This window comes from Phreatobacter stygius (assembly GCF_005144885.1).
GTDB lineage: Bacteria > Pseudomonadota > Alphaproteobacteria > Rhizobiales > Phreatobacteraceae > Phreatobacter > Phreatobacter stygius.
In genome coordinates, this window is the sequence record NZ_CP039690.1 from 335,140 (window position 1) to 356,410 (window position 21,271).

Genomic DNA, 21,271 nt, shown 5'->3' on the forward strand with positions numbered 1-21,271 from the left:
CCAAACGGGTCGCAAATAGCTTCGAATCGTTTGATTTTGCTTGCGGCTCGGAGCGCATTAAGATTTCGCAGGAGATTCGCGTGTCAGCATTCTTTCTAGACTGTCCACGCCCGTCCCGCGAGAGCGCAAATCGGCATGAGTGACGATACGAAAACACTGCCCGCCCGGCTCGACGATTACGACGCCATCGCGGCGGCGGTGATGGAGACCGCCCGCGGCCGCTGGTTTCTCGCCGAATATGCCAGGCGCCACCGCGCCGCCGACACGGCGGAAGTGCTCGATGCCATCGGCAAGCTGGAAAAGGTGATGGGCGCGGCGCGTCCCGCGCCCGAGATCGACCGCATCCGCATGGACATCCGCGAGATGGCCGGCGCGATCGCCCGCACCAAGACGGAAATCGCCGCGATCAAGCCCGAAGGCGTCGAAGGCGGCCGTTTCGAGGAAGCCTCCGTCGAGCTCGACGCCATCGTCCAGGCGACCGCGACGGCCACCGGCGATATCCTGAGCGCGGCCGAAACCATCCAGGAAATCGCCTGGACGCTGCGCGAGATGGGCGCCGAGGGCGAGGTCTGCGACCTCATCGACACCAAGGCGACCGATATCTACGCCGCCTGCTCGTTCCAGGACGTGACCGGCCAGCGCACCCGCAAGGTGATCGGGGTGCTGCGCTTCCTGGAGGACCGGATCGATTCGATGATGGGCATCTGGGGCGATGCCGGTGTCGCCGCAGCGCCCTTGCCGGCCAAGGCCGGTGAGCCGTCGCTGCTGAACGGCCCGGCCCGGCCCGGCGAGGGCCTGGCCCAGGACGATGTCGACCTGATGATGGACGACGGCCTGTTCGAACAGCCCGCGGCGGCCCTTGCCGTCCGCCCGGCGACGTCTTCCGTCGTCCGTCCGGCGGCCTCTTCGGTCGTCCAGGCGGCGCCTTCGGTCGCGGCCGCGCCGGTCGCGCCGCATGACGTTCCCGTCGCGGCGCGCGCCACCGCGGCGGCGGCGCTGTCGACCGCCGACACGCCGCTGGCGCCGAGCCCGCGGCCTGCCCGCGCCGGTGCCGGCACCGGCGGCAAGGCGCCGGAAGGCCTGCCCTCGATCGAGGATATCGAGAAGCTGAGCTTCGTCGAAAAGGTTGCGGTGATGAGCTGAGCCGAGCCCGGCTCGACGCGCGAGCCGGTGCCTTGGCCCGGTTGAACGAGATCATCGATGACGTCGACATGCCCGATATCCCGCCCACCCGGAGGCCGATCGTGCCACCCGTGAACGCAGCGCCCGAGCCGACACCGATCGTCCACTTCGATCGCGGCACGGTCCGGGCGCAGGTTCATGCCCAGTTGCGCCGGCTGGTCATGCTCGGCCGCTTCCGGCCTGGCCAGGCGCTGAAGCTGAACGATCTCGCCAATGCGCTGGGCACCAGCCTGCAGCCGGTGCGCGAGGCCGTGCGCCAGCTGGTCGCCGAAAAGGCCCTCGAGGCCTTGCCCAACCGCAGCGCCCGCGTGCCGCGCGCCGACCACGCCAAGCTCGATGATCTGCAACGCGTCCGCTTCGCCATCGAAGGCCTGGCCGCCGAGCTCGCGGCCGCCCGGGTCACCCGCGCCGACATCGCCACGCTGGACGCCATCGTCGAGGCCGAGGTCCGCGAACTGACGACCTCAGGGATCGAGGCTTCGGTGGCGCAGAACCTCGAATTTCATTTCGCGCTCTATCGCATGTCGGGATCGGCCATATTGCCGCCGATCATCGAGAGCCTGTGGCTGCAGTTCGGCCCGCATATGCGGCAGGCGGCGGACGCCTTTTATGCCGCCGACGACCGGGCGACCGACCACCACCGGGCCATCATCGTGGCGCTGAAGGAGCGCGACGTCATGGCGGTGCGCGCGGCCGTCGAGCGCGATATCGGCCGCTCCTTCGACATCGTCAGGACCCTGCTCGACAAGCCGGGCACCGCCAAGCCGCGCCGCGCCTAGAATGCAATCGTTTCGAAGTGAAGCGACCCGCGGAGGACGGCCTGTCCTCGATTCAGTGCTTCGATCCGGGGCGATCAGGCCCTAGCGCCGTCCCGCCGCCCCGGCGGATCAACCCCTGCCCACGATGCCGATGCGAGGCCGTGCCCGAAACTTGCGCTGGAACGGCACAAGAATAGGCTTGTGTGACATTGCGAACCGGACCAATCTTTGATCAAAGATTGCCACGAGCAGGGACGACGACGTGCGGCAACCGCGGTGCCATAGCCAGGCAGGAGCCTCTTTCGACGCGACGACCGTCGGCCGATCGGGCGCGCGGCATGCTTGAGGTTCGCGACATCGCCGTCACCTTCGGGGCCTTGAAGGCGGTCGACGGCGTGTCGCTGAATTTTGCCTCCACTGCCATCACCGCCCTGATCGGGCCGAACGGCGCTGGCAAGACCACGCTGTTCAATCTGCTCGCCGGCACGCTGAAACCCCAGGCCGGCGAGATCCGGCTCGCCGGCGAACGCGTCGACGGCTTGCCGGCCCACGCCATGTTCCATCGTGGCCTCGCCCGTACCTTCCAGATCCCCCGGCCCTTCGGCGAGCTGAGCGTCCTGGAAAACCTGATGGTCGTGCCCGACGAGCGGCCGGGCGAGCGCTTCTACGACAACTGGATCGTCCCCGGCCGGGTGCGCCGGCGCGAGCTGGCGTTGCGCGAACGCGCCCGCGAACTGCTCGATTTCGTCACGCTCGGCGCGCTCGCCGACCAGCCGGCACGTATCCTGTCGGGCGGCCAGCAGAAACTGCTCGAACTGGCGCGCGTGCTGATGGGTGACCCGAAGATGATCCTGCTCGACGAACCGGCGGCCGGGGTCAATCCGGCGCTCCTGCAGGTGATCGTCGAGCGGATCCAGGACATCCACCGGCGCGGCATCGGCTTCGTCATCATCGAGCACAATATCGACCTGGTGACCCGCATCTGCGATCCCGTCGTGGTGATGGCCCAGGGCCGCGTGCTGACAACCGGCGACGCGGCGACCGTGCGCTCCGATCCACGCGTCATCGACGCCTATCTCGGCGACGCGCCATGACCACCGAGACCGTGCCCACAAAGACCATGGCCGAACCAAGCGCGCCGGCGCTCAGCGTCGAAGCCCTCTCCGCCGGTTATCACCGCGACCTGCCGATCGTGCGCGGCGCGGCGCTGACGGTGGCCTCGGGCGAGGTGGTGGCGCTGCTCGGCCCGAACGGCGCCGGCAAGTCGACACTGATGAAGGCGATCGCCGGCCTCGTCGGCATTTTCTCAGGCCAGGTCACGCTGTCGGGGGTTTCGGTCGCCGGTGTCGCCGCCGAGGACCTCGCCGCCGCCGGCCTCGGCTATGTGCCGCAGTTGCAAAACGTCTTCACCGGCCTGACGGTGGACGAGAACCTCAGGGCCGGTGCCCACCGGCTGCGTGGTTCGCTGGTCCGCGAGCGCATTGGCGCGGCCTATCACCGCTTTCCCGACCTGGTTCAGCGCCGCCGCGCCTATGGCGGCGAACTGTCCGGCGGCCAGCGCCAGATGCTGGCGATCGCCCGCGCGCTGATCATGCATCCGCGCGTGCTGTTGCTGGACGAGCCGAGCGCCGGCCTGTCGCCGAAGATCACCACCGAGATCTTCGCCGCGGTGCGGGCGATCGCCGCCGAAGGCGTCGCCGTGCTGATGGTCGAGCAGAACGTCAAGGCCGGCCTCGCCGCCGCCGACCGCGGCATCGTGCTGGTCGAAGGCCGGGTCGCCATGGCCGGGCCGGCGCAGGCGCTGGCCAATGATCCGGATCTGCGCAGGGTCTTCATGGGCGGGAGGGTTGCCGCGTGATCGCCCAGCTCATCGTCGACGGCATCATGACCGGCGCCATCCTGTCGCTCGGCGCGATCGGCATCACGCTGGGCCTCGCCATCCTGCGCTTCGCCAATTTCGCCTATGCCGAACTGCTCACCGTTGGCGCCTATGCGACGCTGGCCGTGGTGCTCGCCATGGGCGGAACCGGAGTGCCGATCGACCCCTTCTCGTTCGGCGCCTATATCGGCCTGGCGCTGCTGGTCTCGCTGGCCGCGACCGGGCTTGCCGCGCTTGTCGGCGATGCCCTGGTGTTCGCGCCGCTGCGCCGGCGCAGCGCCGGGCCGCTGGTGCTGATCTTCGCCTCTTTCGGGCTGGCGCTGGTGGTGCGCAACCTGGTGCTGCTGATCTTCGGGCCGCAGCCGGAATATTATTCGCGCGAACTGCAGATGGCGATCCTGCTGCCCGGCGACATCAGGCTGATGCCCGACCAGGTGGTGGTGCTGGCCGCCGCCGTTTTGGCGCTCGGCGCGCTCTGGTGGGTGCTCAACCATACCCGCCACGGCCTCGCCATGCGGGCGGTCGCCGAAAACCCAGGCTTGGCGCAGACCTGCGCGATCAGTCCGAAGGCGGCGATCCGTGTCACCTGGCTGATCACCGGCGTGCTCGGCGCGCTCGGCGGCACGCTGTTCGGCCTCACCGTGCAACTGCGTCCCGAAATGGGCGCGAACCTGCTCTTGCCGCTGTTCACCGCCGCCGTGCTCGGCGGCGTCGGCAGCATTCCAGGCGCGGTCATCGGCGGGCTGTTCGTCGGCATTGCCGAAAACCTCTCCACCCTGGTCCTGCCCACCGCCTACAAGGCCATCGTGCCGTTCCTGATCATGCTCGCCTGTTTCTTCATCCGGCCCCAGGGCCTGTTCGGGCAAAGCCGATGACCGGGCTGCTCTCCTATTTCATCTTCTTCGCGACCATTGCCTCGATCTTCGCCATCGCGACGCTCGGGCTCAACCTGCAATGGGGCCAGTGCGGCCAGTTCAATGCCGGCGTCGTCGGCTTCATCGCGGTCGGCGCCTATACCCAGGCGATCCTGACCGTGCCGGCCAATCCGGAATTCGTCAGCGGCATCCAGTTGCCCTTCCCGCTCGCGCTCATCGCCAGCATGGCGGCGACCGTCGTGATCGCCACCGTCATCGGGCTCGCGACGATCCGGCTGCGCACCGACTATCTGGCGCTCGCCACCTTCGGCATCGCCGCCACCATCCAGCTCCTGCTGATGAACCTCGACCCCGTCACCGGCGGCGGCCGCGGCATGCCGGGCGTGCCGCGGCCCTTCGCCTTCCTGCCGCCGCTCAGCTTCGCCGCCATCTATCTCGCCATGGCGGGCGGCGCGATGATCCTGTCCTATGTCGCGCTCGAACGCCTGGTGCGCTCGCCCTGGGGACGGGTGCTGCGCGCCATCCGCGACGACGAGACCGCTGCGGCTTCGCTCGGCAAGTCGGTCGAGGCTTTCCGGCTCACCGCCTTCGTCATCGGCGCGGCCTTCATGGGGCTCGCCGGCGCGCTTTATGCCTCGTTCATCGGTTATGTCAGCCCCTTCGACTTCCTGCCGATCATGACCTTCCAGGTCTGGGCCATGCTGATCGTCGGCGGCAGCGGCAGCAATCGCGGCGCCATTGTCGGCGCCTTCCTGGTCTGGGCGCTGTGGAGCCTGTCCGGCGTCGCGGTGGTATCATTCCTGCCGACCCGCCTGCAGACCCAGGGCGGCGCCATCCAGGCCATCATGATCGGCACCTTGCTGATCGGCACTTTGATCCTCAGGCCCAATGGCCTGATCGGCTCGGATGCGCGCCCCGGCGCGCTCACCCGCCGGAAACTTCGCAGCCTGAAACAGAACGGGAGACGGACATGAAGACGAAACTGACATTGGCCCTGTCCGCCTTGCTGCTGGCGGGCCTTGCCGCCGGGCCGGCCCAGGCCCAGGCCCCGGCCGTCAGCTGCCCGGTCCGCATCGGCGCGATCATTCCGCTGACCGGCCCGCAGGGGCCGATCGGCAAGCCGATCGCCGACACCGCGCAACTGGCGATCGAACACGTCAATGCCGCCGGCGGCATCAAGGGCTGCCCGGTCGAGCTCATCCTGCGCGACGATACCGGCCAGCCGACCGTCGGCCTGGAGGCCGCGCGCTTCCTGGTCGACGTCCAGAAGGTGCCGGCGATCGTCGGCGTGGTCGGCAGCGGCATCGCGCTGCCGATCGTCTCCTCGGTCACGACGGCCGCCCGCATTCCCCTGGTCTCGTGCTGCGCGGTGACCCCAACCCTCACCGCCATGGCCGAGCAGGGCCGGACCGACGGCTATTTCTTCCGCACCATCCCGACCTCGCGGGTGATGGGCGTCGCCCATGCGGTGGCGGCGACCGACCGCAGCTACAAGAGGGTCGCGGTCATCTATGTGAACAATGATTTCGGCCTGACCTTGCAGAACGACTTCAAGAAGGCGTTCGAGGCCATGGGCGGCAGCGTCGCCGGCGCCTTCGCCTATAACGAGAACCAGCCGTCCTACCGCGCCGAGGTCAACCAGGCATTGGCCCTGAAACCCGACGCCCTGGTGCTGCTCGCACTGTCGCAGGACGGCGCCACCATTGCCCGCGAATGGATCTCGCTCGGCGGGCCGCAGACCATGATCCTGCACAACACGCTGCGCTCGGACGACTTCATCAAGGCGGTCGGCGAGCGTTTCCTCGGCCGCGCCGCCGGCATCGACAATGCCCAGGTCGCCGGCCCCTCGGTCGATGCCTTCAACGCCGCCTATCAGGCCAAGTTCGGCCGTCCGCCGGTCGGACCCGGCCTGCACACCGTCTATGATTCCGTCGTCGTCACCGCGCTCGCCATGCAGGCGGCGGCGACCCTCGACGGCACCGCGATCCGCGACCAGATGCGCCAGGTCACCGATCCCGCCGGCACCGAGGTTCTGCCCGGCGTCGACGGCATCCGCCGCGCCCTGGAGCTCCTGAAGGCCGGCACCCGCATCCGTTATGTCGGCGCCACCGGGCCGTTCCAGTTCGACAAGAACGGCGACGTCTCCGGCCCGGCGCTGATCTGGAAGATCGAAGGCGGCCGGCTGGTCACCGAGCGTGTCATCGCGCTCGACGAGATGGCCGCCTTCTTCAAGCGTATCGGCTTTTGAGCAGGAGTGATCAGGTGGCCGCGGAACGTATCGAACTGGCGCCAGGCTACGACGTCTCGCGCATCACCAAGGGCAATTGGCAATTGGCCGAGCGTCATGGCGACGCGGTCGAGAAGGACCAGGCCATCGACGACATGCGGCGTTTCGTCGAGGCCGGGTTCACCAATTTCGACTGCGCCGACCACTATGTCGGCGTCGAGGAACTGATCGGCGCGTTTCGCAAGCGCCATCCGGACCTCGCCCGGCTCCTGACGGTGCAGACCAAGGTGGTGCCGGACCGCGACCTGCTGCCGGTGCTGAAATATGCCGACATCGCCTTCCTGGTCGACCGGGCGCTCGCCCGCCTCGGCGTCGAACGGCTCGATCTCGTCCAGTTCCATTGGTGGGACTATGACGTGCCGGGATATGTCGAGGCCATGGGCTGGCTGAGCGATATGCAGGCCAAGGGCAAGATCTGGCAGGTCGGCACCACCAATTTCGACTGCCCGCGGCTGGAGGAGATCATCGCCAGCGGCGTGACGGTGGCCAGCAACCAGCTGCAATATTCCGTGCTCGACCGCCGGCCCGAACATGGCATGGCTGATCTCGCCGAGAAGCACGGCATGGCGCTGCAGTGTTACGGGGTGATCGCCGGCGGCTTCCTGTCGGAGCGCTGGCTCGGCGCCGCCGAGCCGGAGCCGCCATTGGCCAACCGGTCGCTGGTCAAATACCGGTTGATCATCGACGAGTTCGGCTCCTGGTCGCTGTTCCAGGACATGTTGCGCACGCTCGCCGCGATCGGCGCCAAACACGGCGTCAGCCTGTCGGCGGTGGCGACACGCTATGTGTTGGACAAGCCGCAGGTGGCGACCGCCATTGTCGGCGCGCGCACCGCGGCGCACCTGGCCGATCTCGTGGCGGTGGCATCGCTTGATCTCGACGACGCCGACAAGGCGGCGATCGCTACGGTGGTCGCCAAGGCCTCCGGCCCGGAGGGCGATTGCTACAGCCTCGAGCGCGTGCCGGGCGGCCGGCACAGCAGCATCATGTGGACCAACCAGAACACCAAGGGGGTCGGTGCCCGCTGACGGCGCCGGAGACAGCCATGAGCGACGATGCCTTCGAGCTCTTCGACCTCAAGGTGGAGGTCGTCCACCGCGACACGTCGCGGCCAATGGTCTGCCGGCACAAGGAAGGCGACTATTTCTTCCTGCGCGGCGGCGTCATGGAGTTTCCTCAGGACAGGCCAACCTTCGGTTATTACGCCATGCTGGCCGTCTTGCCCTTCCTGATGGCCAAGCAGCGGCCGACCCAGCGCTGCGACTGGATGTCGACGGATGGCGATATCGGCTGCACCGACCCCAATTGCGGCGCAGCCTTCCGCATTACGCGGCTGGCCCCCAAGACCTATCGGCATAGCGAATATACCAAGGTGCCGCTCGATCCGATGTAGATTGGGCCATCACTGGAACGGCGGCAGCCCATGGCAGTCGAGATCCCCGGCTATTGCACGCTTTGCCGCTCGCGCTGCGGAACGCTCAATACCGTCGACAACGGCCGGCTGATCAAGGTCGCGCCGCTGCCCGGCCATCCGACCGGACGTGCGGTCTGCGCCAAGGGCCGGGCGGCGCCGGAGCTCGCCCATTCGTCGCGGCGGCTGACCCAGCCGCTCCGGCGCACCACGCCCAAGGGCTCGGCCGATCCCGGCTGGGTGCCGATCTCCTGGGACGCGGCGCTCGGCGAGATCGCGACGCGGCTCGGTGACATCAAGCAGCGCCATGGCGCCGAGGCCGTCGCCTTCGCCGTGACCTCGCCGAGCGCCACCCCGATCGTCGACAGCCTGGAATGGATCGAACGCTTCATCCAGCTGTTCGGCAGCCCCAATGTCTGCACCGCCACCGAGATCTGCAACTGGCAGAAGGATGTCGCCCACGGCTTCACCTTCGGCGTCCCCTTGCCGCTGCCGGACTACGCCAATACCGACCTGATCATCCTCTGGGGCCACAATCCCGCGAGCGTCTGGCTGGCGGAGGCCGGCGAACTCGCCGAGGCGCAGCGCCGCGGCGCCCGGCTCGCGGTCATCGATCCGCGCCGGACTGGCCATGCCGGCCAGGCCGATCATTGGCTGGCGGTGCGCCCGGGCACCGATGCCGCGCTGGCGCTGGGGCTTGCGCACCTCGTCATCGCCTCCGGCGGCTTCGACCGGAATTTCGTCCGCGCCTGGACCAATGGGCCGCTGCTGGTGCGCGCCGACACCGGACGGTTCCTCCGGATGCGCGATGTCGACCCGACGGCCGACAGCGCGCATTTTGCAGCCTTCGACCAGGCGGCGGGCCAGGTGGTGGCCTATGATCGCCGGCGCGACCCCGAAGCTGCCTGGGCGAAAGACCTGGCGCTCGAGGGTGCCTTCGAGGTCGCCGGCATGTCCTGCCGCCCGGCCTTCGACCTCTATGCCGCGCGCTGCGCCGAATTTCCGGTCGAACGGGTCGCCGGCATCACCGGCGTCGACGCCGACAAGATCGTCGCCCTGGCGGATGCGATGGCAGAGGCCCGGGCCGTCTCCCATTTCGCCTGGACCGGTATCGGCCAGCACGCCAACTCCACCCAGACCTCGCGCGCCATGGCGACGCTTTATGCCTTGACCGGCAGTTTCGACGCCAAGGGCGGCAATGTCGTACCGACCCCGCTCGCCGCCAATCCGATCAGCGAGCCGGCGCTGCTGGCCGAAAGCCAGCGCATGAAGGCGCTCGGCGCCAAGGATCGGCCGATCGGGCCGGCGGCGCTCGGCATGGTCACCGCGCGCGAGCTCTATACCGCCATCCTCGAAGCCCGGCCTTATCGCGTCCGCGCGCTGATGACCTTCGGCGCCAACATGCTGCTGTCGCGCGGCGACGCCATGATGGGCCGTAACGCCCTGCAGGCGCTCGATTTCGCCGTCCACTGCGATCTCTTCGACAATCCGACCGCCCAGCAAGCCGACATTCTCCTGCCCGTCGGCAGCCCCTGGGAACGCGAGGGCCTGAAGCTCGGCTTCGAGGTGACCCAGGAGGCGCAGGAACTCATCCAGCTTCGTGCCGCCATGATCCCGCCTGTCGGCCAGTCCCGTTCGGATGCCGAGATCGTCTGCGACCTCGCCCGCCGGCTCGGTTTTGCCGATCGCATGTTCGACGGCGACATCGAGGCGGGCTGGCGGCACCGCCTCGCCCCGCTCGGCCTGACACTCGAGGCGCTCCGCGCCAATCCCGCCGGCATCCGGCGCCCGGTCGAGACCCGCTATCGCAAACATGCCGACGCCGGGCCCCAGGGCATCCGCGGTTTCGCGACCGAAACGGCGCGGGTCGAACTCTATTCCGAGAAGATGCTGCGCAACGGCCAGGCGCCGCTGCCGGATTTCGACGATCCCGTCAACGCCCCCCTCGCGGCCGGTATCGAACGTCCCTTCGTCCTGACCTGCGCCAAGAGCCCCTATTATTGCCATAGCCAGCACCGCCAGGCGGCATCGCTGCGCCGGCGGGCGCGCGAGCCCATGGTCGCGCTCGCCGACAACATCGCCGAGGCCAGGGCGATCGCCGAGGGCGACTGGGTCCAGGTGTCGACGCGCTCGGCCAGCGTTCGCTTCAGGGCGACCATCGACCGGTCGCTCGCCCGCGACGTCGCGGTCGCCGATTTCGGCTGGTGGCGCTCGATGCCCGATCTCGGCTTGCCGGGTTACGACCCCTTCTCGGATGAGGGCAGCAATTTCAACCGGCTGATCGATGCCGATCATGCCGATCCGGTGAGCGGCGCCCCCTCGCTCAAATCGTTCGCCTGCGACATCAGGCCGGTGGAAACCGCGCGCGTCTCGCCCTGGCGCGGCCGGCGATCCCTCAGCGTCGTCGCGCGGCAGGACGGACCTGGCGGCGTGGTGGAACTGGCACTTGCCGGCGACGGCGGCGGCCAGCTGCCGCCGTTCCGGCCGGGCCAGCACGTTTCGGTCGGGCTCGACATTCCCGGCAGCGGCCCGGTCGAGCGCTCCTATTCGCTCTGCGGCGCCAGCGGGCCCGACGGCACCGAGCGCTATCGCATCGCCATCAAGCCGATCCGCGGCGCCGGGCAGGCCGGGCTTTTCTCGTCCTTCTCGGCCGCATCGCTAGCAGCCGGCAGCCGGATCGACATGCGGGCGCCGTCAGGCGATTTCATCATCCCGGCCGCCGCCGACTTTTCCGTCGTGCTGATCGCGGCCGGCATCGGCATCACGCCGTTTCTCGGCTATCTCCGGGCGCTGCAAGGCGCGCCGTCGGCGCCGGAGGTGGTGCTGCACTATGGCAGCCGGAACGCAGCGCTTCACGTCTTTCACGCCGAGATCGCGACGCTGGCGGGCGCCTTGCCCTCGCTCCGTCTCGTCACCCATTTCAGCCAACCGGGCCCGGATGATGTTTGCGACGCCGCCGGCCGGATCGACGCCATGAGCATCGACCAGGACCTGATCGAGCGGCGCGCCCGCTTCTATCTCTGCGGGCCAGGCGGCATGATCGCCGAGATCACCCAAGGGTTGATCGGCCGCGGCGTGCCGGCCTTCGAGATTTTCAGCGAAGTGTTCGTGTCGCCGCCGCCGCGCCCCACGGCGGTGGGCGACGCCGGCCGCTTCGCCGTCACCTTCGCCCGCTCCGGGCGCACGGCCATCTGGTCGCCCGAACGCGGCGACCTGCTCGCCTTTGCCGAGGAGCTCGGCCTGTCGCTGCCATCCGGCTGCCGCGTCGGCCAATGCGAGAGCTGCGCGCTGACCGTGCTCGACGGCGCGGTGACCCACCAGGTGGCCATCGCCGATCTCGACGAGGGTGTCTGCCTGTCATGCCAGGCGGTGCCGGCTTCCGATCTCGTCCTCGACGCCTGACGCGGACCGGCCGGCTCGCCCCATCGCATCGCCACCCCTCAACCGGCAAGCCGCGTGACCGGTCAGACCGTCACGACGATCTTGCCGAACTGGTCGTTCGATTCCAGGAAACGATGCGCCTCGACGATCTCCTCGAAGGCAAAGGTCCTGGCGATGACCGGCCGGAGCGAACCCGACGCGAGCCCGTCGAGGATGAACGCCTTGGCGGCTTCCAGCCGCGCCGGATCGCCGGTGATCTCGTGGACGAGATAGCCGCGCAAGGTCAGGCTCTTGGCCAGCACCGCGAACAGCGGAAAGGGTGTCGGCTCGGGACTCAGGCCACCATATTCGATGAGCACGCCGCCACGTGACATCGCGGCCGTCAGCGGCTCGAATATCGGGCCGCCGATCGGGTCGAACGCCACGCGCACGCCCTCGGGGCCCGCGATGTCGGTCAGCCGGCCCCCCAGGTCTTCTTCCGCGGAGGCAATGACATACGCGGCGCCAGCCTCGCGCAAAGCCTGCGCCTTGGCCGATGTCCGGGTCACCGCGATGGTGGTCGCGCCCACCCTGTTGGCGATCTGGATCGCGGCAAGCCCGACGCTGCTCGATGCCGCGGTGATGACGACACGGTCTTGCGCGCCGAGCCTGGCGATGTCGATCAGCGCACCATAAGCGGTGAGATAGGGCATCCAGACCGCGGCCGCGGCTTCAAAGCTGAGCGATGGCGGATGCCTGACGACCAGTTCAGCCGGAAACGTCGCGAGATCGCCATAGGCAGGCCAACGGACCATCGACCTCGGCGGCACGATGCTGACCGCCTCGCCCGGCGCGAAACCGGCGACGCCTTCACCGACCGTCTCGACGAGGCCCGCCGCCTCCAGGCCAAGACCTGATGGCAGAACCGGCGTCTCGATGTAAGAGCCCGAGCGCAGCAGGGCCTCGGCCCGGTTGAGGCCCAGCGCCTTGACGCGGATCCGCACCTCGCCCCGGCCGGGCCGGGCAAGATCGACGGTCTCGATGCGCAGAACCTCGGGACCGCCATGCCGGTGAAAGCGAACAACCCGCGCCATTGGCGACAACTCCAAATGAATTGAACTGAATAAGCTATGGGGGCTGGCATAGATCAGATAAATGGCCTCAGAGCTTCGACAGTCGAAACCAGGGGTTTTGAATATGGATCGCCTGACCAGCATGGCCGTATTCGTCAAGGCCATCGATCTCGGCTCGTTCGCAGCGGCTGCCGCAGCACTCGATCTCTCCGGGCCGATGGTCGGCAAACATGTCCGGTTTCTCGAAGAGCGCCTGGGCATGCGCCTGATCAACCGGACCACCCGGCGCCAGAACCTGACCGATGTCGGCCGCGCCTATTATGACCGCTGCCGGGTGGTGCTCGCCGAGGCCGAGGCCGCGGATGCGCTGGCGACCGACCAGCTGTCCGAACCGCGCGGCAAGCTGCGCGTCACCATGCCCGTGCATTTCGGCCGGCACTGCGTCACCCCCGTCCTGCTGGAGCTGGCGCGGCAATATCCGGCGCTGGAACTGGACCTGTCGTTCAGCGATCGCATCGTCGATCTGGCCGAGGATGGCTATGATCTCGCCATCCGGACCGGTGATCTCGACGACAAGGCCGGGGTGATCGCGCGGCGCGTCGCGCGCCAGCGCATGGTCGTCTGCGCCGCGCCGGCCTATCTCGGCATGCATGGCCGGCCGGGGCAGGTCGAGGATCTCCCCCAGCACCACGCCATCATCTACCGCCGGTCGGGCCGCATTCGCCCCTGGCTGTTTCCGCGCCCGGGCCAGCCTCCGCTGGAGGTCACGCCGGTGAACCGGCTGCGGCTCGACGACCTCGATGCCATCGCCGATGTGGCGGCCGCCGGCATGGGGCTCGCCTGGCTGCCCTCCTGGCTGGTGCGCGAGCGCATCCAGGCCGGCGCGCTTGTCGTGGTCCTGCCGGACCAGCCGGAATTTCTCTACGACGGTTATGCGCTATGGCCGCAGACGCCGCACCTGCCGCTGAAGGTTCGCCTTGCCGTCGATGCGCTGGCGGCGGCCTTGCCCAGGTTCATGACCTGAACGGCGCGGCCGCGGTCCGCCGTAGCGAGCTTGCGCGAATTCCGGTCTAACCCGCCCAGATCGTCGCCGTTTCGCGTTCGAGCGCCGCGATGATGCAGGCCGCCACCGGGTGCATGTGCTTGGCCGGATCCGGCTCGATCTCGGCCCTGGCCGAGAACCGTCCGAACCGGCTGTCGACCGACAGCCCGAGCACATGGGCGCCGCCCGGCCCGGGATCGTCGAGCCTGACCGTGGCGTTCCCGACGCCCGGGCCGGCGAGCGCCGCCGCGACGGCAATATTGATCTCGTTGGCATGACGCAGCACGGCGTCGTCCAGCCGGCCGGCGAAAACCTCACCGGCCGCGCCCGCCATGCCCGGGCGCGACGCCGTGACATGGAGACGCGCCTCAGGGTCGATCGCGGCCGCCGCGACGCCGTCGAGGCCGCCGAGCGCGCCCGGCAGCAAGCGCAGCCGGTGACCATGGGTGCGGCCGGCGGTCTCCAGGCTGGCGAACAGCTCGGCCGCGGCGAGCGCGCTGGCGCTGACCGTCCAGACATCGGCCAGGGCGAGCGCCCGCGCCCCATAAAGGCGCAGCGCCTCCGGACCGGCGGCCTCGATGATCAGATCGGCCGGATCGGCGAAAAACCGCTCCGGATCCGCGGTCGCCTCGGGCACCCCGGCGGCTCGCGCCTCACGCACCAGGCACCGGCCCAGGCGCCATTGGGCCGAGGTCCTGAGATAAGCGAGCACCGGACGCGCTATGCGTCCAGCCCCGATGACACCAATGCGTCTGGCTTCCATCGATCGACGTCACCGCCGGGGGTACCGCGCCTTTGCCTCACGCCACCAGTTTGGCGAACAGGGCCGGATCGACATTGCCGCCGGACACCACCGCGGCGACCACCTGGCCGCGGACATCCAGCCGCCCGGACAAGAGCGCCGCCAGCGGCACCGCACCCGACGGCTCGACCACCAGCTTCAGCTCGCGGAAGGCGAAATTGACCGCGCGCTTCACCTCGTCCTCCGACACGGTGACGCCGCCGGCGACATGCGGCTGATTGACCGCGAAGGTCAGCTCGCCCGGCGTCTGGGCCAGCAGCCCGTCGCACAGCGAGCCGCCGAGCTTGACATTGGCGACCCGCTTGCCGGCCTCGAACGAGCGCGCATGATCGTCGAAATCCTCGGGCTCGACGCTGTAGAGCTTGGCCTTGGGGGCGCGGTCGTGCACCGCCAGCGCCACCCCGGCGAGCAGCCCGCCGCCCGAGCAGCAGACCAGCACGGTATCCGGCAGCAAGCCCTGCGCGGTCAGTTCCTCGATGATCTCGCGCCCGACCGTGCCCTGCCCGGCCATGATGTAGAAATCGTCATAGGGCGGCACCAGCGTCGCGCCGCGATCGGCGGCGAGCTGCCGGGCGATCGCCACCCGGTCCTCCTTCTCGCGGTCATAGAGCACGATCTCGGCGCCGGCCGCGGCGGTGCGTTCGCGCTTCAGGGCCGGGCTGTCCTTGGGCATCACGATGACCGCCGGCATGCCCAGGAGCTGGGCGGCGGTGGCAACCCCCTGCGCATGATTGCCGGACGACATGGCGACCACCCCGGCCCTGCGCTCCTGGTCGGTCAGCCGGGCCAGCCGGTTATAGGCGCCGCGGAACTTGAACGAGCCGGTGCGCTGCAGCGGCTCGGCCTTGAGGAACACCCGCGCGCCGGTGATGGCGTCGAGCTCCGGCAAGCTCAGAAGCGGCGTGCGGCGGGCCACCGGCGCGATCAGGCGCGCGGCATCGGCGACATCGGCTGCGGTCGGCAGGGCGGGCATGGCGGCTCTCCGGATTGGGTTTCCCCCATATGATGTCCCTTGCCGGGGCGCCGCAAGTGCCTAACGACATCGGCCGGTCGGTTTGGCCGGCCTCGCCATATCAACTCGTCCAGGCTAGAAGCGGGGCCGGAGGCCACCCGTGCTGCAACCCGATCCGACGCCGACGCCCGCCTGTGAGGGCCCTGCCACTATGGCCGCCTTACCGCGCAACATCCTGATCCTGATGAGCCGGACCGGTGGCGGGCATCTGGCCAGCGCGCGGGCGCTGGAGGCGGAATTCCTGCGCCAGGACCCGCAGGCCCGCGTCACCATTGTCGATCTCCTGACCGATCACATCAGCTTCCCGTTCAGCCGCCTGCCGCGCACCTATGACACGCTGGTCAACCGCGCGCCGCGCCTGTGGCAGGCCATGTGGAAGGTCACCGCCCGGCGCGCCGTCGGCGGCTCGTCCTCGGCCCTGGTCCGGTACATGTCGCAGAGCAAGCTCGAACGGCTGATCCGCGACTGCAAGCCGGACCTGGTCGTCTCGGTGCACCCGCTGGTCAACGACCTGATGATCCCGGTGCTGGCCCGGCTCGCCCCGGCGACCCGCTATGTCACCGTGGTCACCGATCTCGGCGGCATTCACCCGCTCTGGCTGCATCCCGGCAATGCCGCGATCTACCTGCCGACCGCCAAGGCGGTAGCGGTGGCGCTGGCCCGCGGCCTGCCGCAGCACCGGCTGCACACCCATGGCTTGCCGATCCGTGCCGAATTTGCCCTCGCGCCGCCGGCGCGCGCCGACGCGCGGCTGAGCTTCGGCCTCGACCCGGCCTTGCCGGTGGTGCTGGTCATGGGCGGCGGCGGCGGCATCGGTCCGATCGAGGCGATCGTCGAGGCCATGGCCGCCGCGCTGGCGACGACCGGCGGCCGCGCCACGGCTCAAATCGCTGTCATCACGGCCAAGAACGACAGGCTTCGGGCGCGCCTTGCCGGCCGCTCCTGGCCGGTCCTGGTCGTGCCGCTCGGTTTCGTCGACCGCATGTCCGACCTGATGCATGCGAGCGACCTCCTGGTCACCAAGGCCGGCCCCGGCTCGATCGCGGAAGCCAGCGTGCGCGGCCTGCCGATGCTGATCTATGGTTTCATTCCCGGCCAGGAAGCGGCCAATGTCGACCATGTCGTCGAGGCCGGCGCCGGCCTGTTCGAGCCGGACCCGAAAGCCCTCGCCGGCCAGGCCGCGGCCCTGCTCGGCAGCGACGGCCAGCGGCTCGCCGGGATGGCCGCCAAGGCGCGCGGGCTCGGCCGCGACCAGGCGACCCGCGACATCGTCGCCTCGATTCTGGCCGATCTGCCCAAAGCTTGAGCAGGAACGGCGAGGCAACGGGCTTTGGCGCACGGCCCCGATGCGATGCCGCGCTTGCGCAATCCGGCGAGCTCGTCATCATCCGCGCCGACGGCATCAAGTATGGGAGGCAACGTCGTGAAACTGGTACGCTTCGGACCCATGGGTAAAGAAAAGCCTGGCCTGGTCGACCCCGAAGGCAAGATCCGCGACCTCTCGGAGATCGTGCCCGACATTGCCGGCGAGGCGTTGTCGAACAAGGGACTGGCCAAGATCGCCAAGGCGGATTGGCAGAAACTTCCTGTGGCCTCGGGGCGGCCGCGCATCGGCGCCTGCGTCGGCGGCGTCGGCAATTTCATCGCCGTTGGCCTCAACTATGCCGACCATGCCGCCGAGACCGGCGCGGCGATCCCGACCGAACCGATCCTGTTCAACAAGGCGCCGTCCTGCATCGTCGGTCCGGACGACGACGTGATGCTGCCCAAGGGTTCGGTCAAGACCGACTGGGAGGTCGAGCTCGCCATCGTCATCGGCGAGCGCGCCCGCTACGTCTCCAAGCAGGATGCCCTCTCCGTGGTCGCCGGCTTCTGCATCTGCAACGACGTCTCCGAGCGCGCCTATCAGATCGAGCGCGGCGGCCAGTGGATGAAGGGCAAGGGCTGCGAGACCTTCGGTCCGCTCGGCCCCTGGCTGGTCACCGTCGACGAGGTCGCCGACGTGCAGAAGCTCGGCATGTGGCTCGACGTCAACGGCGAGCGCATGCAGACCGGCTCGACCAAGACCATGATCTTCGACGTCAGGACCATCGTCTCCTACGTCTCGGAATTCATGGTGCTGGAACCCGGCGACGTCATCACCACGGGCACGCCGCCCGGTGTCGGTCTCGGCATGAAGCCGCCGAAATTCCTGAAAGCCGGCGACACCATGACGGTTGGCATCGAGGGCCTCGGCGTGCAGACCCAGAACGTCATCGCCTGGAAGTGACGTCAGCGTCGCCCGCGTTGAATCGGAACATGAAGAACCCCGGCTCGCGCCGGGGTTTTTTTGTGCGCCGGATGGTTCCAATGGATTCAGCGCATGAAGTCGTTGAATCGGAATCAACGTCTGGAGAATGGTCGCTAACCGATTGAAAAATAGGACTATTCAGCCATGAAACGGCTCCGCCCGCCTGACCGCCGAAGCAAGAATGCGCCCGCGAACCACAACGCGCGCCGGCAGCCGGCGCAGCGACGGAAGCGGCCTTCACCGCCTCCCCCGCCCTACCAGCTATGCCGCAAGCCGAGATTGGCCCGCACGGAGCGGTGTCGGTCGCCAAGCTCGCCGTCGAGCGAAGCGGACACCCGCATGCCGCCGGCAAACCTGGCCTCGATGCCGAGCGTCGCCAGCGCCGTATGGGTCGAGGCGCGCGCGCCAAACACCGCGAAGCCGGAATTGGCGAGCGTCTGGAACGCTGCGTCGACCGAGCGCTGGGTGTTCGCCTGATAGCCGTAGGCGAGCCGGCCGAAGGTCAGGAGATCGGCGCCCGGCGCGAGCGGCGTCAGGCTGTCGGCGCGCAGCCCGAGTTCCGTGCGCACGGTCCCGGTCGTCCTGGCGCCATAGGTGAGCGCAAAGACGCCGGTGGCCGGCGCGGCGAAACCTTCGCGATAGCCTGAAGCCGAATAGCCGATCGCCTCGAGCGCGGCATAAGGCGTCCAGGCAAAGGCCCGGGTGCCGAAGCGCCGGCCGGCCTCGATCCGGCCGCCGAAGGTATGGGCGACCGGCGCCGAGCTATAGGTCTCCGAAACGCCGCCGAGACTCACCGAACGGGACACCTCATAGCGGTTCCAGCCATAGGCCAGCGCCGCCGAGAGATAGCCCTCGCCGAGCCGGGTGGAGGTGTAGAGGCCGGCCTGGAAATAATCGCCACTGCCCTGCCCGCGCGAACCCAAGCCGAAGGACGCGCCGCCGCCGGCCAGCGCAAAACCGACAAGCGTATCGGCCGAGATCCGCTTGTCGGCGCCGGCGGCAATGCCGAACACCGACGACGCCGTGCCGGCGGCGCCAAGGCCGGCGTCGGAGGCCGTGCGGCCGGCTTGGCCGAAGGCCTTGGTCCAGACCGACCAGCCGGCGCCGCCCTGGGCCGCCGGAGCACGGCCGACGGACAGGTCGGCCATCTCGATCAGCGAGGAAGCGGGCGCCGAAGCGGTCGCGCCACGGGCGCCGGCCATCGGGTCGAGCATCAGGTTGAGGAACAGGCTCGACACCGACATGGCGCTGGCCTGGGTGCCGGTGGCGGCCTCGCCCGACAGCCCGTTCAGCATGGCGACGAGGCCGGCGCCCGATTGGCCGAGCAGCGCATTGAAGACCGCCGGCGGCGTGCCGCCGGCCGCCGCGATGCCGGCATCGAGCCCGGCGGCGACATTGGCCGGGTTGCGGCCGCCCTGGCCGGCGAGCCAGTTCGCCGCCTTGTAGGCGTCGATCACCAGCGTCACGTCATTGGCGCCGTGATGGATATGGCCGCTCACGCCGGGGAGGCTGACCAGCGTGAAGGTGCCGGACACGCCGCCCACGGCGGTCAGCACGGTATAGGTCCGGTTCTGGAAGCCGGCGCTGCTGCCGGTGAGTTGCAGCGTTCCGGCGAGCGACGCGCTGCCCGAGGCCGACGTCAGGCTTCCCACTGCATAGGCATAGGTCGCGCCGCCGTTCAGCGTCAGGCTGCCATTGACGATGAGCTGGCCCGGCGCCAGCGTGCCGCCCGACTGGATCGTGGTGTTGCCGACCGCGCCGGTACCACCGAGTGAACCGCCGCTCTGGATCGTCACGGTTGCCGCGCCGGTCGTGTTGGTGGTTGCGAGAGTGACTGTACCGCCGCTGGTGATGTCGGCATGCCCGGTGCTGCTGCCATCAACGAAAGACAACGAGCCCGCACCGGTGATGACGGCGTTGCCGGCCGTGCTGGTGGCGGCGAACGCGAGCGCGCTGGTGTTGGCGATGGCGGCGCTGCCGGCCGTGCTGCTGTCGCGGAAAGCGAGGTAGCCAGCGTTGGTGATGGTGGCGCTGCCGGCGCTGCTGCTGTGGTGGAAAACGAAGCCTGTAACGCTCTTGTTGGTGTTGACGATGGTGGCGCTGCCGGCCGTGCCGGTGTCGAAGAAATTCAGGCTGCCGGTGTTGGTGATGGTAGCGCTGCCAGCCGTGCTGGTGGCGGCGAACGCGAGCTCGCCGTTGTTGGCGATGGCGGCACTGCCGGCCGTGCTTGCGCCGAAGAAAAAGAACTGGCTGGTGTTGGTGATGGCGGCGCTGCCGGCCGTGCTTGCGCCCAAGAAAAAGAACTGGCTGCTGTTGGTGATGGCGGCGCTGCCGGCGCTGCTGGTGTTGAAGAACGACAGACCGCCGGTGTTGGTGATGGTGGCGCCGCCGGCCGTGCTGGTGCCGAAGAAATTCAGGCTGCTGGTGTTGGTGATGGCGGCGCTGCCGGCGGTGCTGCTGTCGCGGAAAGCGAGGTAGCCAGCGTTGGTGATGGTGGCGCCGCCGGCGCTGCTGCTGCCGTGGAAAACGAAGCTAATAACGCTGTTGTTGGTGTTGACGATGGTGGCGTTGCCGGCCGTGCTGCCGTCGAAGAAATTGAGATTGCCGTTGCTGGTGCTGGTGATGGTCGCGCTGCCGGCCGAGCTGATGTCGAAGAATGTCATGCCGCCGTTGTTGGCGATGACGGCGCCGCCGGCGCTGCTGCTGTCGAAGAATGCCATGCCGCTGACGCTATTGTTGGCGATGCCGGCGCCGCCGGCGCTGCTGCTGCCTTGGAAAACGATGCGGTTGGTGTTGATGATGGCGAGGTCGCCGCCATCGACGACGATTCCGGCGCCGGTGAAATTCAGGTTGGCGCCGAGGGTGACGACATAGGCCGGAGCGCCGGCATCCAAGGTCCAGCCGCCAATGGTCATGTTGTTCGACAGGGTCAGCGCGGTCGTGTCCGACGGGCCGAAAGACGCCGTGCCTGTCGGCACCGCACCGCTCGACCAGTTGGGCGCGTCGGTGAGTTGACTGGACCCCGGGCTCTGCCGCCAGGTGGCGTCCTGGCCCCGCGACGGCTGCGCCGCGGCGAGTGCGGTCAAGGCGGTGGTGGCGAACAACAGTGCGCGCGCCATCAAGGGATACGCGTGCGGCGTCGAGCGACGCGATGCCGGAAATGCCAATGGTGCCCCCACCTGCCCTGCGTCATACCCGAGCCGGCGGCCCGCCGGTGTCAAACGCCCCGGGCCGATGGTTCAACCCGGCCAGAATGGTCAATTCTCCAGCGCGATCAACAAGACAATTCGCATCGCCGCT

17 protein-coding genes are annotated in these 21,271 nt (G+C 68.8%); 13 read left to right on the forward strand and 4 right to left on the reverse strand.

The annotated features are described in order from the left end of the window. The first annotated feature begins 135 nt into the window (after positions 1-135). The 10 genes from E8M01_RS01630 to E8M01_RS01675 all read left to right on the forward strand — a co-directional run bounded on the left by E8M01_RS01630 (position 136) and on the right by E8M01_RS01675 (position 11,794). Positions 136-1,143: a protein phosphatase CheZ gene (locus E8M01_RS01630; protein ID WP_136958517.1), complete on the forward strand. Its 1,008-nt coding sequence runs from the start codon at positions 136-138 to the stop codon at positions 1,141-1,143. Positions 1,144-1,244: 101 nt separating this feature from the next. Further along, a complete protein-coding gene (locus tag E8M01_RS01635) occupies positions 1,245-1,961 on the forward strand; it encodes a GntR family transcriptional regulator (RefSeq protein WP_170181727.1) in 717 nt (238 codons plus the stop codon). A 317-nt stretch (positions 1,962-2,278) separates the two neighbouring features. Next, positions 2,279-3,034: an ABC transporter ATP-binding protein gene (locus E8M01_RS01640; RefSeq protein ID WP_136958519.1), complete on the forward strand. Its 756-nt coding sequence runs from the start codon at positions 2,279-2,281 to the stop codon at positions 3,032-3,034. Further along, positions 3,031-3,798 carry an ABC transporter ATP-binding protein gene (locus E8M01_RS01645; protein ID WP_246088561.1) on the forward strand — a complete coding sequence of 256 codons (768 nt, stop codon included), beginning with the start codon at positions 3,031-3,033 and terminating at the stop codon, positions 3,796-3,798. The genes E8M01_RS01640 and E8M01_RS01645 overlap by 4 nt, the downstream gene beginning before the upstream one ends. Next, positions 3,795-4,694, forward strand: coding sequence for a branched-chain amino acid ABC transporter permease (locus E8M01_RS01650; RefSeq protein WP_246088562.1), 900 nt, complete (start codon positions 3,795-3,797; stop codon positions 4,692-4,694). The genes E8M01_RS01645 and E8M01_RS01650 overlap by 4 nt, the downstream gene beginning before the upstream one ends. Then, positions 4,691-5,668 (forward strand): branched-chain amino acid ABC transporter permease, encoded by a 978-nt coding sequence (locus E8M01_RS01655; protein WP_136958520.1) that lies wholly within the window; start codon positions 4,691-4,693, stop codon positions 5,666-5,668. The genes E8M01_RS01650 and E8M01_RS01655 overlap by 4 nt, the downstream gene beginning before the upstream one ends. Further along, positions 5,665-6,942, forward strand: coding sequence for an ABC transporter substrate-binding protein (locus tag E8M01_RS01660; RefSeq protein WP_136958521.1), 1,278 nt, complete (start codon positions 5,665-5,667; stop codon positions 6,940-6,942). Before E8M01_RS01655 ends, E8M01_RS01660 begins: the two co-directional genes overlap by 4 nt. A 14-nt stretch (positions 6,943-6,956) precedes the next feature. Next, positions 6,957-8,009, forward strand: coding sequence for an aldo/keto reductase (locus E8M01_RS01665; protein WP_136958522.1), 1,053 nt, complete (start codon positions 6,957-6,959; stop codon positions 8,007-8,009). Positions 8,010-8,026: 17 nt separating this feature from the next. Further along, positions 8,027-8,374, forward strand: a complete 348-nt coding sequence (locus tag E8M01_RS01670) for a TIGR04076 family protein (RefSeq protein WP_136958523.1) — start codon at positions 8,027-8,029, stop codon at positions 8,372-8,374. Positions 8,375-8,404: 30 nt separating this feature from the next. After that, entirely contained in the window at positions 8,405-11,794 is a 3,390-nt protein-coding gene (locus E8M01_RS01675; protein WP_136958524.1) for a molybdopterin-dependent oxidoreductase, read from the forward strand. Between the two features lie 62 nt (positions 11,795-11,856). Here E8M01_RS01675 and E8M01_RS01680 read toward each other — a convergent pair whose 3' ends face one another. Then, the gene (locus E8M01_RS01680) at positions 11,857-12,846 is read right to left on the reverse strand and encodes a zinc-dependent alcohol dehydrogenase family protein (RefSeq protein ID WP_136958525.1); all 990 of its coding nucleotides are present in this window, start codon (positions 12,844-12,846) and stop codon (positions 11,857-11,859) included. 103 nt (positions 12,847-12,949) lie between these two features. Between E8M01_RS01680 and E8M01_RS01685 the strand changes: the two genes are divergently transcribed. Further along, positions 12,950-13,849, forward strand: a complete 900-nt coding sequence (locus tag E8M01_RS01685; protein WP_136958526.1) for a LysR family transcriptional regulator — start codon at positions 12,950-12,952, stop codon at positions 13,847-13,849. A gap of 46 nt (positions 13,850-13,895) precedes the next feature. Here the strand turns inward: E8M01_RS01685 and E8M01_RS01690 are convergent, their stop codons facing one another. Together E8M01_RS01690 and E8M01_RS01695 are read right to left on the reverse strand one after the other, a co-directional pair. Further along, positions 13,896-14,630, reverse strand: coding sequence for an aspartate dehydrogenase domain-containing protein (locus E8M01_RS01690; RefSeq protein ID WP_136958527.1), 735 nt, complete (start codon positions 14,628-14,630; stop codon positions 13,896-13,898). A gap of 37 nt (positions 14,631-14,667) precedes the next feature. Next, positions 14,668-15,642 carry a threonine ammonia-lyase gene (locus E8M01_RS01695; RefSeq protein ID WP_136958528.1) on the reverse strand — a complete coding sequence of 325 codons (975 nt, stop codon included), beginning with the start codon at positions 15,640-15,642 and terminating at the stop codon, positions 14,668-14,670. Positions 15,643-15,832: 190 nt separating this feature from the next. On the opposite strand from E8M01_RS01695, the gene E8M01_RS01700 reads away from it, so the two are divergent. Both E8M01_RS01700 and E8M01_RS01705 read left to right on the forward strand, forming a co-directional pair. Then, the gene (locus E8M01_RS01700) at positions 15,833-16,987 is read left to right on the forward strand and encodes an MGDG synthase family glycosyltransferase (protein WP_136958529.1); all 1,155 of its coding nucleotides are present in this window, start codon (positions 15,833-15,835) and stop codon (positions 16,985-16,987) included. 117 nt (positions 16,988-17,104) lie between these two features. After that, entirely contained in the window at positions 17,105-17,950 is an 846-nt protein-coding gene (locus tag E8M01_RS01705) for a fumarylacetoacetate hydrolase family protein (RefSeq protein WP_136958530.1), read from the forward strand. A gap of 275 nt (positions 17,951-18,225) precedes the next feature. Here the strand turns inward: E8M01_RS01705 and E8M01_RS01710 are convergent, their stop codons facing one another. Beyond that, positions 18,226-21,090 (reverse strand): autotransporter outer membrane beta-barrel domain-containing protein, encoded by a 2,865-nt coding sequence (locus tag E8M01_RS01710; RefSeq protein WP_136958531.1) that lies wholly within the window; start codon positions 21,088-21,090, stop codon positions 18,226-18,228. Between the last annotated feature and the right edge of the window lie 181 nt (positions 21,091-21,271).